16 protein-coding genes are annotated in these 14,554 nt (G+C 62.7%); 13 read left to right on the top strand and 3 right to left on the bottom strand.

The window, feature by feature from the left end:
- The first annotated feature begins 97 nt into the window (after window positions 1-97).
- From BX591_RS11785 to BX591_RS11735, 11 genes are all read left to right on the top strand, one after another.
- On the top strand, window positions 98-499 hold the full coding sequence (locus BX591_RS11785; RefSeq protein ID WP_111931427.1) for a VOC family protein: 402 nt from the start codon (window positions 98-100) through the stop codon (window positions 497-499).
- Window positions 500-560: 61 nt separating this feature from the next.
- Complete coding sequence (locus tag BX591_RS11780) at window positions 561-1,433, top strand: SDR family oxidoreductase (RefSeq protein WP_111931425.1); 873 nt, start codon at window positions 561-563, stop codon at window positions 1,431-1,433.
- 123 nt (window positions 1,434-1,556) lie between these two features.
- Complete coding sequence (locus tag BX591_RS11775) at window positions 1,557-2,138, top strand: RNA polymerase sigma factor (protein ID WP_167444532.1); 582 nt, start codon at window positions 1,557-1,559, stop codon at window positions 2,136-2,138.
- A 12-nt stretch (window positions 2,139-2,150) separates the two neighbouring features.
- Window positions 2,151-2,462 (top strand): hypothetical protein, encoded by a 312-nt coding sequence (locus tag BX591_RS11770; RefSeq protein ID WP_111931416.1) that lies wholly within the window; start codon window positions 2,151-2,153, stop codon window positions 2,460-2,462.
- A gap of 2 nt (window positions 2,463-2,464) precedes the next feature.
- The gene (locus BX591_RS11765; protein ID WP_111931414.1) at window positions 2,465-2,761 is read left to right on the top strand and encodes a 4Fe-4S dicluster domain-containing protein; all 297 of its coding nucleotides are present in this window, start codon (window positions 2,465-2,467) and stop codon (window positions 2,759-2,761) included.
- A 285-nt stretch (window positions 2,762-3,046) separates the two neighbouring features.
- A complete protein-coding gene (locus BX591_RS11760) occupies window positions 3,047-4,981 on the top strand; it encodes a putative bifunctional diguanylate cyclase/phosphodiesterase (RefSeq protein WP_111931412.1) in 1,935 nt (644 codons plus the stop codon).
- Between the two features lie 7 nt (window positions 4,982-4,988).
- On the top strand, window positions 4,989-5,408 hold the full coding sequence (locus tag BX591_RS11755; protein WP_111931410.1) for a hypothetical protein: 420 nt from the start codon (window positions 4,989-4,991) through the stop codon (window positions 5,406-5,408).
- A 108-nt stretch (window positions 5,409-5,516) separates the two neighbouring features.
- A complete protein-coding gene (locus BX591_RS11750) occupies window positions 5,517-5,741 on the top strand; it encodes a hypothetical protein (RefSeq protein WP_111931404.1) in 225 nt (74 codons plus the stop codon).
- Window positions 5,742-6,142: 401 nt separating this feature from the next.
- A complete protein-coding gene (locus tag BX591_RS11745; RefSeq protein WP_111931402.1) occupies window positions 6,143-7,834 on the top strand; it encodes a purple acid phosphatase family protein in 1,692 nt (563 codons plus the stop codon).
- Window positions 7,835-7,955: 121 nt separating this feature from the next.
- A complete protein-coding gene (locus tag BX591_RS11740) occupies window positions 7,956-8,396 on the top strand; it encodes a hypothetical protein (protein WP_111931400.1) in 441 nt (146 codons plus the stop codon).
- A gap of 186 nt (window positions 8,397-8,582) precedes the next feature.
- Window positions 8,583-9,167 (top strand): nucleoside 2-deoxyribosyltransferase, encoded by a 585-nt coding sequence (locus BX591_RS11735; protein ID WP_111931398.1) that lies wholly within the window; start codon window positions 8,583-8,585, stop codon window positions 9,165-9,167.
- A gap of 96 nt (window positions 9,168-9,263) precedes the next feature.
- On the opposite strand, the gene BX591_RS11730 is transcribed toward BX591_RS11735, so the two are convergent.
- Entirely contained in the window at window positions 9,264-9,806 is a 543-nt protein-coding gene (locus BX591_RS11730; protein WP_111931396.1) for a cupin domain-containing protein, read from the bottom strand.
- Window positions 9,803-10,540, bottom strand: coding sequence for an NAD-dependent epimerase/dehydratase family protein (locus BX591_RS11725; protein WP_111931394.1), 738 nt, complete (start codon window positions 10,538-10,540; stop codon window positions 9,803-9,805). The genes BX591_RS11730 and BX591_RS11725 overlap by 4 nt, the downstream gene beginning before the upstream one ends.
- Window positions 10,541-10,680: 140 nt before the next feature.
- Between BX591_RS11725 and pdxR the strand changes: the two genes are divergently transcribed.
- Window positions 10,681-12,222 (top strand): MocR-like pyridoxine biosynthesis transcription factor PdxR, encoded by a 1,542-nt coding sequence (pdxR, locus tag BX591_RS11720; protein ID WP_111931392.1) that lies wholly within the window; start codon window positions 10,681-10,683, stop codon window positions 12,220-12,222.
- Between the two features lie 48 nt (window positions 12,223-12,270).
- Here the strand turns inward: pdxR and BX591_RS11715 are convergent, their stop codons facing one another.
- Window positions 12,271-13,353, bottom strand: a complete 1,083-nt coding sequence (locus BX591_RS11715) for a zinc-binding dehydrogenase (protein ID WP_111931390.1) — start codon at window positions 13,351-13,353, stop codon at window positions 12,271-12,273.
- A gap of 126 nt (window positions 13,354-13,479) precedes the next feature.
- On the opposite strand from BX591_RS11715, the gene BX591_RS11710 reads away from it, so the two are divergent.
- Window positions 13,480-14,418 carry an AraC family transcriptional regulator gene (locus tag BX591_RS11710; RefSeq protein WP_111931388.1) on the top strand — a complete coding sequence of 313 codons (939 nt, stop codon included), beginning with the start codon at window positions 13,480-13,482 and terminating at the stop codon, window positions 14,416-14,418.
- Window positions 14,419-14,554 lie beyond the last annotated feature (136 nt).

The following is a 14,554-nucleotide window of genomic DNA, read 5'->3' as shown; positions in this document are numbered from 1 at the left end:
GTACAGGTGCGGGCGACGCGAGTATTGAACGCGAGCTTTTACTCGTAACATTCTCCGTACGGAACGCAACGAGCGATCCGGATCAACGGAGATCGACATGACCGATATCACCCCCATGAAGCTCAATCACATGAGCATCCCCTCGTCCGACGTGAGCGCGACGGCGACCTTCTTCGAACAACATCTCGGCTGCACGGTTACCGGACGGCACGGTAGCTGGATTCTGAAACGCCCCGGTTTCGACATCGTGATCGACGACGCTGGCGACCATCCGGTTGCGTGGCCGCACAACTTTCACATCGGCTTCGAACTGGGAACGCTCGACGACGTGCGCGCGCTTTACGACCGCATGGCCACGGCCGGCGTCGTGATGAAAACCAGCGTATTCAAACACGAACGCGGCTCGCGGTTTTTCTGTGAAGTACCGGGCGGCGTACTCGTCGAAATCAATACCCGGTCTGATGCGGAAGAACAGTATCGCGGCACCTTCGACCTTTGACAATTTCAAACGAGTTTCCGCCGGACCTGATGGCCGCGCGGGCGCGCAGGAGTTTCAGTCTATGCAAGTATTCGTAACCGGCGCCACCGGATGGGTCGGCTCCGCCGTGGTTCGTGAGTTTCTCGACGCGGGCCACCAGGTGACGGGCCTCGTCCGTTCCGACGACAAGGCGGCCGCGCTGGCCGCGAGCGGCGCGCGGGTTATCCGCGGCACGCTCGACGATCTCGACGTGTTGCACAGCGCCGCGTCGGCGGCGGACGCGGTGATTCACACCGCTTTCAATCACGATTTTTCAAAGTTCGTTGAGAATGCCGAGCAGGAACGGCGCGCGATCGAAGCATTCGGCAGTGCGTTGCAAGGCTCGGACCGTCCGCTTCTCGTGACCTCGGGTCTCGCGCACCTCGCAGCGGGCCGGGCCGCGACCGAAGAGGACGTGCCGGACCCGTCGTTTCCCCGTAAGTCGGAGACCACCGCGAGAGCGTTGGCGGAGCGCGGCGTGCGCGCCGCGACGGTCCGGCTCGCGCCGTCGGTTCATGGCACGGGCGACCATGGTTTCGTGCCGATGCTGATTCGCATGGCGCGTGAAACGGGTGTGTCTGCCTATCTCGGCGAAGGCCTGAACCGCTGGGGCGGCGTACATCGACTCGATGCCGCGCGGGTCTACCGCCTGGCGGTCGAGCAGGGCGCGACCGAATCCGTCTACCATGCGGTCGCGGACGAGGGCGTGTTGTTCAAGGATCTCGCCGGGGTGATTGGACGCCGGCTCGGCGTGCCGGTCGAATCGCGTGGCCGCGAGCACTTTGGCTGGTTCGCTGCCTTCGTCGGCGCGGACATGGCCGGCACCAGCGCGCGCACCCGCTCGCTGCTCAGCTGGTCGCCGACAGGTCCGGATCTGCTCACCGATATCGATCAACCCGGCTACTACGCCGTCTGATGACGTGGCGCGGCGGCTCATATGCCGCTTTGCGCCACAACCTTCCCGGCCGCTGTTCGGCAGGCGCCAAAAGATTCTTCAAACGGCCCACAATATCCGCGACCCTGAAACGTCTTCAGACGCATGGAACCGCAGCCCACCCCGGATACGATGAAAGACCGAGATAGCGATATCACCGCGACCGTGGTGCGTGAGCGCACGAAGCTCGGGAATTTCATTCGGCGCCGGGTGCGCGATCCCGGCGAGGCCGAGGACATCTTGCAGGACGTCTTCTACGAGTTCGTGCAGGCGTACCGGCTTCCCGCGCCCATCGAGCAGGCGAGCGCATGGCTGTTTCGCGCCGCGCGTAATCGCATCATCGACCGTTTTCGCAAGAAGAAAGAGCAACCGCTATCGGAACTCATCGACGACGGCGACGAAGCCGATCACGAGTATCGGCTCGATCTCGCGCTACCGGCGCATGACGCCGGCCCCGAAGCGCTATACGCGCGCGCCGCGTTGCTCGAGACCTTGCAGGATGCACTCGACGAATTGCCGCCCAACCAGCGCGACGTGTTCATCGCGCACGAACTGGAGGGGTGCACGTTCAAGGATATGGCTGCGGAAACGGGTGTGGCGGTTAACACCCTGCTTGCTCGCAAACGCTATGCGGTATTGCATCTGCGGGCCCGTCTGCAAATGGTTTATGACGAACTGGATCTTTAAAGGAGTCGACGGATGAAATCTCGAATCAAATGTATTGCAATCGTGCCGCTCGTGGTGGTCGGCGTCGCGGTGCTCGGCTGGGCGGTGATGACCTTGTGGAACTGGGTGGTGCCGGCGCTGTTCGTCGGCGCACGCTTGATCGATTTCTGGCACGCGTTGGGTCTGCTGGTCTTGAGCCGCATTCTGTTCGGCGGGTTTCGCGGACACGGCGGCGGCTGGCGCGAACGGCGGCACTGGCGCAAATGGCAGGCCATGACGCCGGAGGAACGCGAGCAATTCCAGGCAACCTGGCAAATCCGTTTCGGTCGACGCAAGGGAGAATGAGCATGCGTCAGAAAGCGACGGCCGAGTGCAAGCAGGAGGCGGGCGTGATTGTGCCCGTGGTCGACCTGCGGCGTTGTGAAGGCAAGGGGGACTGTCTGGAGGTGTGCCCCGAGAACGTGTTCGAGATCCGCCGTATCGACGACGCCGACTACCAGAAGCTGGGCGCAATGAATCGCTTCAAGCTGCGGGTGCATGGCATGAAAGTGGCCTATACGCCCAACGCCGATGCTTGCCGTTCGTGTGGACTTTGCGTGACGGCCTGCCCTGAACGCGCGATCAAACTGGCTAGAGGGTCATAGCAAAGCGCGCTACGCCAAAGTTTTTTCTGTCGTTTTCCTCTCAATGCGCGCACATGGCCAATCCGGCCATGTGCGCGTCAGGTTCGCGCCATCTCGATTGCGTATGCTCGAAAATAGACAGTCGAGCTTGATATCTTTCTCTTCCAGAATGGCCACTCGGCCACTCTCTATCTCGTCGTCCCAATACGCGACGTCCCACGCCCGAATCAACCCGATTCATTGTGTTTACGTAATAATCGCGCACCATAGGGGTACCGATCCATCAATCAACAAAATGCGCAGGTCATGGCTTTCAGCGAACCAAGGTCTCCATTTTTCAAGTGGGTCGTCTCTTCCGCTCAGAACCTGAGCGCGGACAATCGGCAGGTACTGCTTGCCAATCTTTTCACGCGTACCGCGTCGATTGTGTTCGCATCGATCTGCGAAATCAGCGTCTGCGCCACGGCGTTTTATCTCTATCCGAACGCGCTCTACGCCGGCTGGGGGATTGCGGTCGTCGCGCTGCTGATTGCCCGCCTCACGATTATCTGGTTGTGCTGCACCCGCAGCGCTCTTGGCCAGCCGACTCCGACTTCCGCGTTTCTATTCGCCAGCCTGCTTTGGAGTGCGCTATTTGGACTCGGCACGTTGCTGTGCAACATGAGCGGGGACGCGACCTTATTCCTGCTCGGAAACGTTTGCGCTGTGGGTGTGGTTGGCGGTCTGGCGGGACGCAATGCCGGCACCCCAAGGCTCGTGCTGTTGCAGATTACTTTCATTCTTGGGCTATTGGGTCTGGGCGCAGCGCTCTCGCCGGGCTCCGGCAAACTCGTATTGTTGTTTCAGGCGCCATTCTGCGCAGCCGGATTTTTCACGGTAGCGCTGCGCAGCAATCGTGACACGGTGGCCTTGCTGCTGGCGCGCGAAAACAGTCATCGTCTGGCCCGTCAGGACAGTCTCACGGGCTTGCCGAACCGCGCACGACTCAGCGAACTGCTGCTGGAGCGCACCGAATTGGGCGCGCTGCGCGAAGATCAACAATTCGCGGTTCTACTGATCGATCTGGACGGTTTCAAGGCGATCAACGACAGCCTGGGCCATGCGGCGGGCGACCAGATCCTCCAGGAGGCGGCGATCCGCTTGCGCGAAGTGCTGCCGGGCGGCGATCTCGTCGGACGCCTGGCGGGCGACGAGTTCGTCGCCATCTCAGACGCAACGCGCCAGGCGAGCGACGTTCGTATGCTGGCGGATCGCATCGTCAAAACGTTGGCGCGGCCGTTTGCCTTGCGTGAGGCGCTGGTGCATATCGGCGCCAGCGTGGGCGTGGCCCTCTATCCGGAACACGCGAAGACCGGACCGCAATTGCTGATCTGCGCCGACCGCGCGCTGTATTCGGTCAAACGCAGCGGTAAAAGCGCGTTCGCGCTGTTCGATGCCGGCAAGCATGCGTCGGACGAGAGCCTGAGCCTGCTGCGCAGCGACCTGGAAGGCGCACTGCAGTCGTATAGCGGTTTGCGCATGGAGTATCAGCCGATCGTCGATCTCAGCAGCGGCGTGGTCTCCGGCCGCGAAGCGCTGATTCGCTGGACGCATCCGACGCGCGGCGAACTGCCTCCTTCCGCATTTATTCCGACTGCCGAGCGTACCGGCCTGATTCTGGCTCTTGGAGAATGGGCGTTGCTGCAGTCTTGCAGGGAGGCCGTGACGTGGCAAGACAAGGTCGTGGTCGCCGTGAACGTGTCGCCGGTGCAACTGCGGGAGGAATCGTTCGCTTCGAGCGTGGCGGTGATTCTTCGTAAAACGAAGCTCCCGCCCGTACGACTGAATATCGAGGTGACGGAAACCGTGCTGTTGAATGACGACATCGTCACCCGGCGCAACGTCGCGCGGTTGCGCGCATTGGGTATCGGACTCGCGCTCGACGATTTCGGTACCGGCTTCTCGACCATGTCGACGCTAGTGCGTTTCTCGTTCGACAAGCTGAAGATCGACAGTTCGTTCGTCAAGGAGTCGGTGCATCGCCGCGAATCCGCCGCGGTGGTTCGCGGAATCGTTGCGCTCGCACGCGAAATCGGCATTCCCACCACGGCGGAAGGTATCGAGACGCAGGAACAGTTGGACTTCGTGCGGGTATGCGGTTGCACGCACGCCCAGGGCTTTCTGCTCGGCAGGCCCGTGCGCGGCAGCGAGATTGCACGAATCGACGAGCCGGTGATTGCGCATCTGGCGGATAAAGAATGAGGCAAAGATGGAATCCACCTTGCAGTTCCAGCTCAGAATAACGTTGGCATCCGAACTGGCCGATGCTTTGCGCACCGACCCGGCGTGTGCATCGCACCCGGCGTTGCGTGACGTTCTGCACAAACACGACGCCACGTTGAAATGTCAGTTCGATGCATTCGCCGATTATGTGCGTGAGGCAGAGAGACTCGGCACGGAAAACTATCCGCTATATCAGTGGACTCGCGAGACGATCGAAAATCCGCAGAAGAAGGCGAAGTATCTTCAGTCATTCACGGTCTATGTGAACGGCGAGGATATCTATAGCAAGCTCATTGCGGATGACATGGAGGCCGATCTCCTGAAGCTGGTTGGTGACGACGGAATCAAAGGCGTTGCCCGGTTCGATACGAATCCTGGGAACAATCCGCAGCCGCCGAAGCGGTAGCGCTTCGCCGCCGGTTTAGCCGCCAATCGTCATGTGCAATTTACATTTGACGACAAGCCGCCGAGTTCGTGAGAGGATGCTAATTCACTTTTTTTCGAGGAGAGCGCCATGGGACTCTTGGACGAAGCAGGAAAGATTGCAGGGGCATTTGCCGCCGTTGAAGCAGCAGAAAAAGTGGATCCGGGCACGGGCTTGCTGACGAAAGGCATTGCGGCAGTAGCCGGTTTCGAAGGCGCCGGTAAGCTGGAAGAAATGGTCGAAAAGAAAGACGACCAGCCGCAAGACACGGCAGCAGACACGCAAGCCACGGACGACTCGGCTCCGCAGGCGTGAGCAAATGCAGGCCGCCGGAAACGTGATCCTTATGACGGATTGAGGCCCCGGCGGCCTCGCGATCAACGTATCACTTCGCATCACCTCGCATCACTTCACCACACCCACGCGCCCGTCAATTTCCCTTTCATTAACGTGACTGTCGCAGTATCAATGTCGTTCATCTGTAAGCATTATTCGCCTTACATCAAAGCGGCCTGTTCTGGCTCGCCATTCCCAATCGCACGCTGATTCAAAGTACTTTTCGTACGACTGTTTTCATCCGGCTGTCATAGCTTCACGGCTAGGATCGCGGGTCACCTTCGTGGTGCGCATTCAGCAGCCTCCCTGCCGCCTACGCCGCAGCACGGTCTCTCCGCGTAATCGCCGGCATCCTTCCACCCCATAGAAAAATATCCGACATGTCGAACAAGAAAACCGCCAATGCCGTGCCGTCCGAACAGGGCGCTTCGATCGTTTCGCGTCGTGGGTTTCTGAAGTTTGCCGGTGCCTCCAGTCTCGCCACCGCCGCCAGCACGTTCGCATCGACGGCGCGAGCTGCGAGCAGCACGCCCGATGGCACGCCCGAGCAGATTCACCTGACGTGGGGCAACGACCCGTCGAGCGAAGCCACCGTGTCGTGGGCGACGCTGGCGCAAGCCGTGAAGCCGCAAGTGCGTTTCGGCGCCGCGGGTGGCGCGAAGCACACGGTGCATGCGGTGCAAAGCACGTACACCGACGGCATCAACGGCGAGGTGGTGTTCGCCTATCACGCCCGTTTGCGTGACCTGAAGTCCGACACGAGCTACGAATACGAAGTCACCGCCGAGAACGACAGCAACGCGGCGCAGCCGTTCACGGCAAACTTCCGCACCGCGCCGCGCGGCCGTGCGGCGTTCCGCTGGACCAGCTACGGTGATCTCGCAACGCCTAATACCGGCTGGGTCCTGTCGTCGCCGCAAAGCCGCTTCGCGGTGCAAGCGGTCGAACGTTTCGAGCCGTTGTTTCATTTGCTCAACGGCGACCTCTGCTACGCGAATCTGAACCCGATGCATCAGCCGGATGTGTGGCGCGACTTCGGCAACAACTGCCAGACCTCGGCGGCCAACCGGCCGTGGATGCCGTGTCCCGGCAATCACGAACTTGAATTTCACAACGGCGAACAAGGCCTCGCGTCGTACCTCGCACGCTATACGCTGCCGGACAATCACACGCGTTTTCAGGGGCGTTGGTACAGCTTCCGCGTGAGCTCGGTGCTGTTCATCTCGCTCGACGCGGACGACGTCGTCTATCAGGACGCCGCCGCTTTCGTTGCAGGCCCGGACCCGCTGGTGCCGGTGGCCAGCACCGGCAATCCGCCGATTCAACCCGGCACTTCGCTGTACGTACGCGGTTATAGCGACGGCGAGCAAACCCGCTGGCTCGAAAGAGTTCTTCGTCATGCCGCCGAGGACAGCGAAGTCGACTGGATCGTCGTGCAGATGCATCAGGACGCGTTGAGTTCGTCGAAGACCGGCAACGGCTCGGACAAGGGTCTGCGCGAAGCGTGGTTGCCGCTGTTCGATCGCTACGGCGTGGACCTCGTGTTGTGCGGTCACGATCATGACTACGAGCGCAGCTACCCCGTGCGTGGTTGCAATCACAACAAAGGCACCGACATTGCCACGGGCCGTCCGGTCGATACGTTGCAGCCGAAGCCGGTGATGTCGGCGGTCTCGTCGGGGGCATCGACGTTCGATACCAGCCACGGCACGATTCACCTGATTCTCGGCGGCGGCGGCACGAGCGCGCCGCTGGACGTGTACGGCGTGGACGCCGGCACGGGCATGCCGCAGGCGCGCCTTTTCACGCGGCCAAACCGTCCGGTTCCCGGCACGACGGCGGGCACCTTCGTACGCAACGGCGCGGATGCGGTTGAAGACGCGATCTGGTCGGCGCAGCGCGACACCGGCACGGGCTACGGCATTGCGGTGTTCGATCACGATCCGGGGGAGCGCGGCGGCGAGACGACGATCACGATGAACTACTATCACGCACCCGGCGCGGACCAGACACCGACGCAGAACTACGAGCTGTTCGAGACGATCGAGTTGAAGAAGAAACGGCGCGGATAAGATCGGCCGAGCGCCATTGATCTTTTGTTACACGTCTTACGGACGTGTGTTTGGGTGGTTACAAAAAGCTTTCAAATTGCCGGTTATACTCGGCGCCGTCCAAACACAAAAGAGCTTTTTTATGTCGAAGAAACTCGTTCAGATGCTCGCTATCGCAGTGCTTGGCGCTGCGGCCTCTGTGCCGGCAATGGCCGGTGACATGAATAACGCCCTTGGCGGCGCGCTCGGCGGGGTGGCCGGCGCTGCCCTGGGCGGTGCGGTCGGCGGCAGTACCGGCGCTATTCTCGGTGGCGCGGTCGGCGGTGGCGCGGGTGGTGCGGTCACATCGAATCGTCGTGAACGTACCGGTGCGATTATCGGCGGCGCACTGGGTGGCGGCGCGGGTACCGCGGCCGGCAATGCGATGGGCGGCCGCAGCGGTGGCCTCGTCGGTGCGGCGTTGGGCGGCGGCGCGGGCTCGGCGCTCGGCGGCAACATGTCGCGTTCTAACTCGTACTCGGACGACTATTCGCGCGGCTCTCGCTCGGACAAGCGGCGTCATCGGCATCGTCACTACGATTAATGCGGTGAAGGGCGCGCGGCGAGGTACGCTTGGCGTCCTCGCCTGAGCGACAAATCCGCGCGACAGGTGACCTGATTTAGCGTGTTGTTCGTCGGCGCGTTAAGCTCTTGGCAGTGGGACGATTCACGCGGCGAATGCTGCAAAGGCGTCTCGCGATTCAGGCCACTCTTCAGGAGACGCAAAAAAATGCTACGCGTGTATTGCGCCGGTCCGCTGTTCAATGCAGCCGAACGTGCGGAAATGGATTCGATTGCACACACGTTGGAAGTCGCGGGTTTCGCAACGTTTCTGCCGCATCGCGATGGTCTGGAATTCGCGCGGCTCAGACCCGAGCTGGAGAAGCTGGGTGCATCGGCTGAAGAGGCCGCGCAGATTCTCGATCGCGCGATCTTCAGTCTGGATACGTATCAATTGCTCGAACGTTGCGACGTGGTGGTTGCCAATCTGAACGGCCGTGTCGCCGATGAAGGCACGGTGGTGGAAGCGTCGCTCGCGTGGCACGCGGGCAAGCCGCTAGTGCTCTTCAAAGCCGATGCGCGTTCGATGCTCAGCGGTTCCGACAATCCGATGCTCTCCGGGCTCGGCGATTTCCAGGTTGTCGATCAGATTGCGGCGTTGCCGCTGGCGATTCGGGAAAGCGTCGAGCGAGATTGCGCGCGCCGAGCGGAGAAGACGCTGGCCGTCGGCGCCGGGATTGCGTCGCTGCGCGAGGGCGGCGACGACATGAGCGCGCTGGCGAAGACTTTGTTCAGCAGCTTACGAAACGCGTAGCGAGATTCACATCGGCGCGCTACATCGGCGGCCGATATGGACGTACCGGTTGCCTGGTCAACGGGCGCGTCCACGCAGCACCCCGCTAATCGGACACTAATCCGGCGGCAACACCAACGCCCCACACCCCGTATCCGCCACGAACGTCGCCAGCAGTTTCGCCGGATGAACCGGATCGGGGTTTTCCGCGAACACGTGAAGCGTACCCGGCGGTTCGAACCACGTCTGGCCCACGGTGTAATTGATCGCAGCCCCTCCGCCGAGTTGCGAGCGCACCGTTCCCTGCAGCACGACCGCCGTGACGGAACCCGGATGACGATGCGCCGGCGTGAACGCGAGCGGCGCATAGTCGACGGTGATCGTCGTGATCGATTTACCCGGCGCATTGGGCAACGCTTCGCACGACAACACCTTGATGACCGACGCAGGCCGGCTCGCGGAAGCGCCATTCGTATTCAACGAACCGCTCGACAGCAACGGACCGCTGCGCTGAGTACCGCCGCAAAGCGTAGCGAACCAGTCGAACGCCGAATGCGGCGCTGCCGGACCGAGCGACAGTACGGTCAAGGCGAGCGCGGCAACTAGTGCGGGTTTGCCGGCGCTCAGATTCGGCCGATACGACAGCACGCGCGCGTTCATACGCTTGCCTCCCGACGCATGCTCGCTTGCCAGCGCAACTCGCGTTTCGCCTTGGCGCTGCTGACTTCAGCGTCGTCTTGCGCGATGTTGTACACCCCTGCGGCACCCTGCTGAAGCGCCAGCAATGCGGCGTACGCCGCAGCCTCGACGTGCAGCGGGCTAGACCCCTTCGGCGCATCGGCACCCGTGCCGGGGCCATAAATCTGCCCGTATCGCAGCACCGTGCCATTCAGCGGCGCAGCTTCCAGCACCTGACGTTCCAACGCCGCGACGCCACGCACGCTGATACCGCGCGCGCCTTCGGCGCCGACGTCGAGCGGCGCGGTTTCGTCATACGGCGTAGCGCCGGGCCGATACGCCCACGCAATGCTCTGCGCGATCAACCGGTTGCTGCCGGCCGCGATGGCGGCGGCGATCAGGTTGCGCGTACCCTCGTCGCGGATCCGCGCATTGTTCTGTACGGCCTCGGCCATCCGGGCGGGATCGAGACCGGCCGGCAGATCCGTGAGTTGATGGATCACGCTATGCGGCGCAATGAGACGCAAGGCGTCCCGCAGTGCATTCGCATCGAACACGTCGACGACGACCGGCACGACGCCCACTGCTTCCAGGTGTTTCGCGCGCTGCGCATGCCGCGTGCCGCCGAATACCTCGTAGCCTGCCTCGACCAGCAACGGCGTCAGCACTCGACCAATCGCGCCGGTTGCGCCCGCAACAAATACCTTGTGTGCCATTCCTCTTCTCTCCCGTAAGCGATGGCGAACGTCCGCCATTGCATGGCGTGCTTCCCATGACGAGCAGAATAGGGTTTTTAATGGTCGTTAAAAAGGTCCATTATTGAGAAATTGATTGAGCCAATTCGACGAGGAAACAGGTGCGGCAGGCAGAACACATTGAACTTGCATTAGCGCCGCGACCGGACGGCGTGTCGCTGCAGCGCTGGCTCTATGACGAACTGCGCAACGCGATCCTGGGCGGTCGTTTGCCGCCGGGCGCGCGACTGCCTTCCACACGCGATCTCGCGGCGCGTTTCGAGCTGTCGCGCGGAACCGTGCTGGGCGTATTCGCGCAGCTCGACGCGGAAGGGTATCTGGCGGGCGCGGTAGGGCGCGGCAGTTTCGTCGCCGCCGAGTTACCGGATAGGCGCATCGACAGTGGTAATCGCGGCGAGTCTACGTCGAGCAGGAAACGCGACGGACGCCCGTCGGTACGTGAAGGTAAAACCAAAACCAAAGACGACGACAGCGGTGCGCAGCGACCCGCCGTCGTGCTCTCCAACCGTGGACGCCTGCTTGGCCGCAGCGCATTTCAACTGAGCGGCCGCGCGGTCCCGGCGCGGGCTTTCCGCGCGAGCCAGCCGGATCTCGACGCGTTTCCGTTCGATCTCTGGGCGCGCATTGCGGCCAAACGCGGGCGCCGCACCCAACGCGAACTACTCGGCGATGGCGAGGCGCAGGGCTACCGGCCGCTGCGCGAAGCAATCGCCGGCTATGTGGGCATGTCGCGCGGCATCGCGTGTTCGGCGGATCACGTCGTGGTGCTCGGCAGTGTCCAGCAGGCGATCGATCTGACCGCGCGTCTGCTGCTCGATCCGGGCGACGCCGCGTGGATCGAAGACCCCGGCTACGTTGGCGCGCGCTTCGTGCTCGAGGCCGCGGGCGCGCGCGTGGTCGGCGTGCCCGTCGATCCGGGCGGACTCGATGTGGAATGGGCGCGCCGGCATGCGCCCGAGGCGCGCCTCGCGTTTGTGACGGCGGGGCGGCAAGCGCCGCTAGGACCACCGCTTGCGCTCGAACGCCGCTTGTCGTTGCTCGAATGGGCGCGTGAGCGCGGCGCGCTTATCATCGAAGACGACTACGACAGCGAATACCGTTTCGCCGGCAATCCGCTCGCCGCGTTGAAAAGCCTCGACGACGACGGCCACGTGATCTATTGCGGCACGTTCAGCAAGCTGCTATTTCCCGCGCTGCGCACGGCATACGCGATCGTGCCCGACCGCCTCGTCGAGCCGTTCGTTGCCGCGTTGTCGCTGACGGCGCGGCACGTTCCGCTGGATCAGCAGTCGGTGCTGCACGCGTTCATCGCCGATGGCCATTTTGGCCGGCATATCCGGCGCATGCGCGTGATTTACGGCGAGCGCGCCGACGCGTTGACGGCGAACGTAACGCGATATCTTGCCGGTTTGCTGGAGGTGCCGCCGATCATTGCCGGCCTCGACGCGCCGGCTTTCCTGCCGCGCGACGCCGACGATAACGAAGCGATGCGCCGCGCCGCGCTCGAAGGGATCGAAACGCGCGCACTATCGCGCCATGCGGTCGACCGACCGGCGCCGCCTGGCCTGGTGCTTGGCTTTGCCTCGGTCGGTGTCGACGAAATCGCGTCAGGAGTGATCGCATTGGCGCGTGCGCTGTCGTGACGCCGCGCCACGCCGAATCACACCGCTTGCATTCGGCGCTGCCACGTCTTACTCATCGAGATGGTTCATGACGACGCACTCGAGATTGCCGGCACTGGCGGCCGCTGCCATCGCTTGCGGCAATGCGTTCAACGGATAGACAAGCGGGCGTAGCGGCGCGATGTCGAGTAGTCCGCTGCGGATCAGGTCCAGCAGACGCCGGTATGCGTCGCGCGGATACATGAACTGGCCGAGGATCTCCCAGCCGTTCAACATCACTTCCGTGTATGGCACCGGCAGCGGCACGTTCATGCTGCCCATCACGACGAGGCGGCCGCCTCTCGACAGACTGCGCAACGCGGCGAGCGTCATGTTGGGATCGCTTGCGTTGCCGACCATGTCGAAGGCGAGATCTGCGCCGCCACCGCAGAGACGGCGGATCGCGTCGCGGTCTGCGTCGACATCGCCGGTTGCCGCGACCGTCTTTACGCGTCCTTCAGGGGCGAGTCGCGCGACGGCTTCGAGCGCACGCGCATTGCGCCCGAGCGCCACGACGCGTGACGCGCCCATCGCCAGGGCGACCATGATCGCCGCCGTGCCGTAAGCGCCTGTCGCGCCGGAGACGACGACCGTTTCGCCGGCCGCGAGCCTGCCGCGCAAGAGTCCACCGAACGGCACGATGCAGCGCGTCGTCATGGCGAGCTGGATGGCGCTCAGTGGCGTCAGGTCGTCAGCGGGGGTCACGGCGCTGGCGGGAAACGATGCGTAGTCTGCCAGCGTGCCATCGGGCCAATCCGACTGCATCGGGCCCGAGTCGGGGCTGATTGACGTGATGCCGAGCAGTATTTCCGCAGGCGTCCGCACGTTTTCCTGCGCAACGAAATGGGACGACAACACGACGCGCTGACCGGGCTTCAGATGCCAGACGCCCGCGCCCACCGCATGGACGATGCCGATGCCGTTGCCGCCGGGAATGAACGGGCGATCAGGCGTGTGATAGATCGACAGCTTGCCGTCCACGTAGTCTTTCATATACGACAGCAATGACGACGCCTCGACGCGTACCACCACACCACCGGCGCGCGGTTCGGGAATGGGTAAGTCGATCAGCTTGAGCGTTCCACCGAGACGTTCGAGTTGCCAGGCTTTCATGCGGGTGCTCCTTGATCAGGGTTGGATAACGACGCCGACGGCGTCGTGAAAGTGATCCCATGATCGCGCTGCCTTTCGTTGCTGGCTATAATCAAAACGGTCTGATTCTTATTCGATCGTACATTTATGGATGCTCTATCCGACGTACTCTCGATGCTGCGCGTGAGCAGTATCCTGACATCGCGATTCGAGGGACGAGGCGCATGGAGCTTCCGGTTCCCTGCGTATCAGCACATCAAATTCGGCGGCATGCTAGAAGGGCGCTCCTTTCTGTGGATCGAAGGGAGTGCGGAGCCGGTCGTGCTTGAACGCGGCGACTTCTACATGCTGACCGACGGTCAGCCGTTCTATTCCGCGAGCGACCCAAACCGGCCCGCGCTCGACGGTCCCGCCGCGTTTCAGCCGATTCGCAGCAGCAGTGGCGTGGTGCGTTTTCAGGGCGAAGGCGATAACGAAAACGTCAGTCTGGCGAGCGGTCGCTTTACGTTCGAGAACGACGTCAGCGATCTGTTGCTGCGGCACTTGCCGCCGCTGATTCATCTGCGTGCGTCGGATGTCGGCACGCATGCACTTTCGCGCGTACTTGATCTGCTCAACTGGGAAACGGACGATTTGCATGTGGGCGCGGATGTGGCGCGCAGCGGTCTCGCGGCGCTCGTGCTGGTTCACGTGCTGCGCGCTTATCTGGCGTCGGCGCGACAGCCCGAAGGCTGGCTCGGCGCGTTGGCCGATCCGAAGATCGGCGGCGCGCTGTCGATGATGCATGCGCAACCCGGCGAGCGCTGGACGGTGGAGAGTCTGGCGTCGGCGGTCGGGATGTCGCGTACGGCATTTGCGCAGCGGTTCCGGAGTCAGGTGGGGAGTGCGCCGGTCGAATATCTCGCGCAGTGGCGTATGACGATCGCGCGTTCCGCGCTCAAGCATTCCGACGAATCGCTGACGGGGATCGCGTCGCGAATCGGTTACCAGTCGGATACCGCTTTCAGTATCGCGTTCAAGCGGTATACGGGGGTGAGTCCGGGGCGATTTCGGGTAAATGAACAGACGGCGCAGGGCAGGGTGTGAGAGAGGGCGCTGGGGCACTAAGAGCTTTTTCGACCTAATAGCACGCCAACAATGTATTGGACGCACGCATCGCGCCGCTGCATCCTTCCGGCATGAGTTCGAACCCGTAGGCTTGCGGTACGGAACGTGACGAAGG

Source organism: Paraburkholderia bryophila (assembly GCF_003269035.1).
Classification (GTDB): Bacteria; Pseudomonadota; Gammaproteobacteria; order Burkholderiales; family Burkholderiaceae; genus Paraburkholderia; species Paraburkholderia bryophila.
This window is presented reverse-complemented; position numbering and strand designations above follow the sequence as displayed.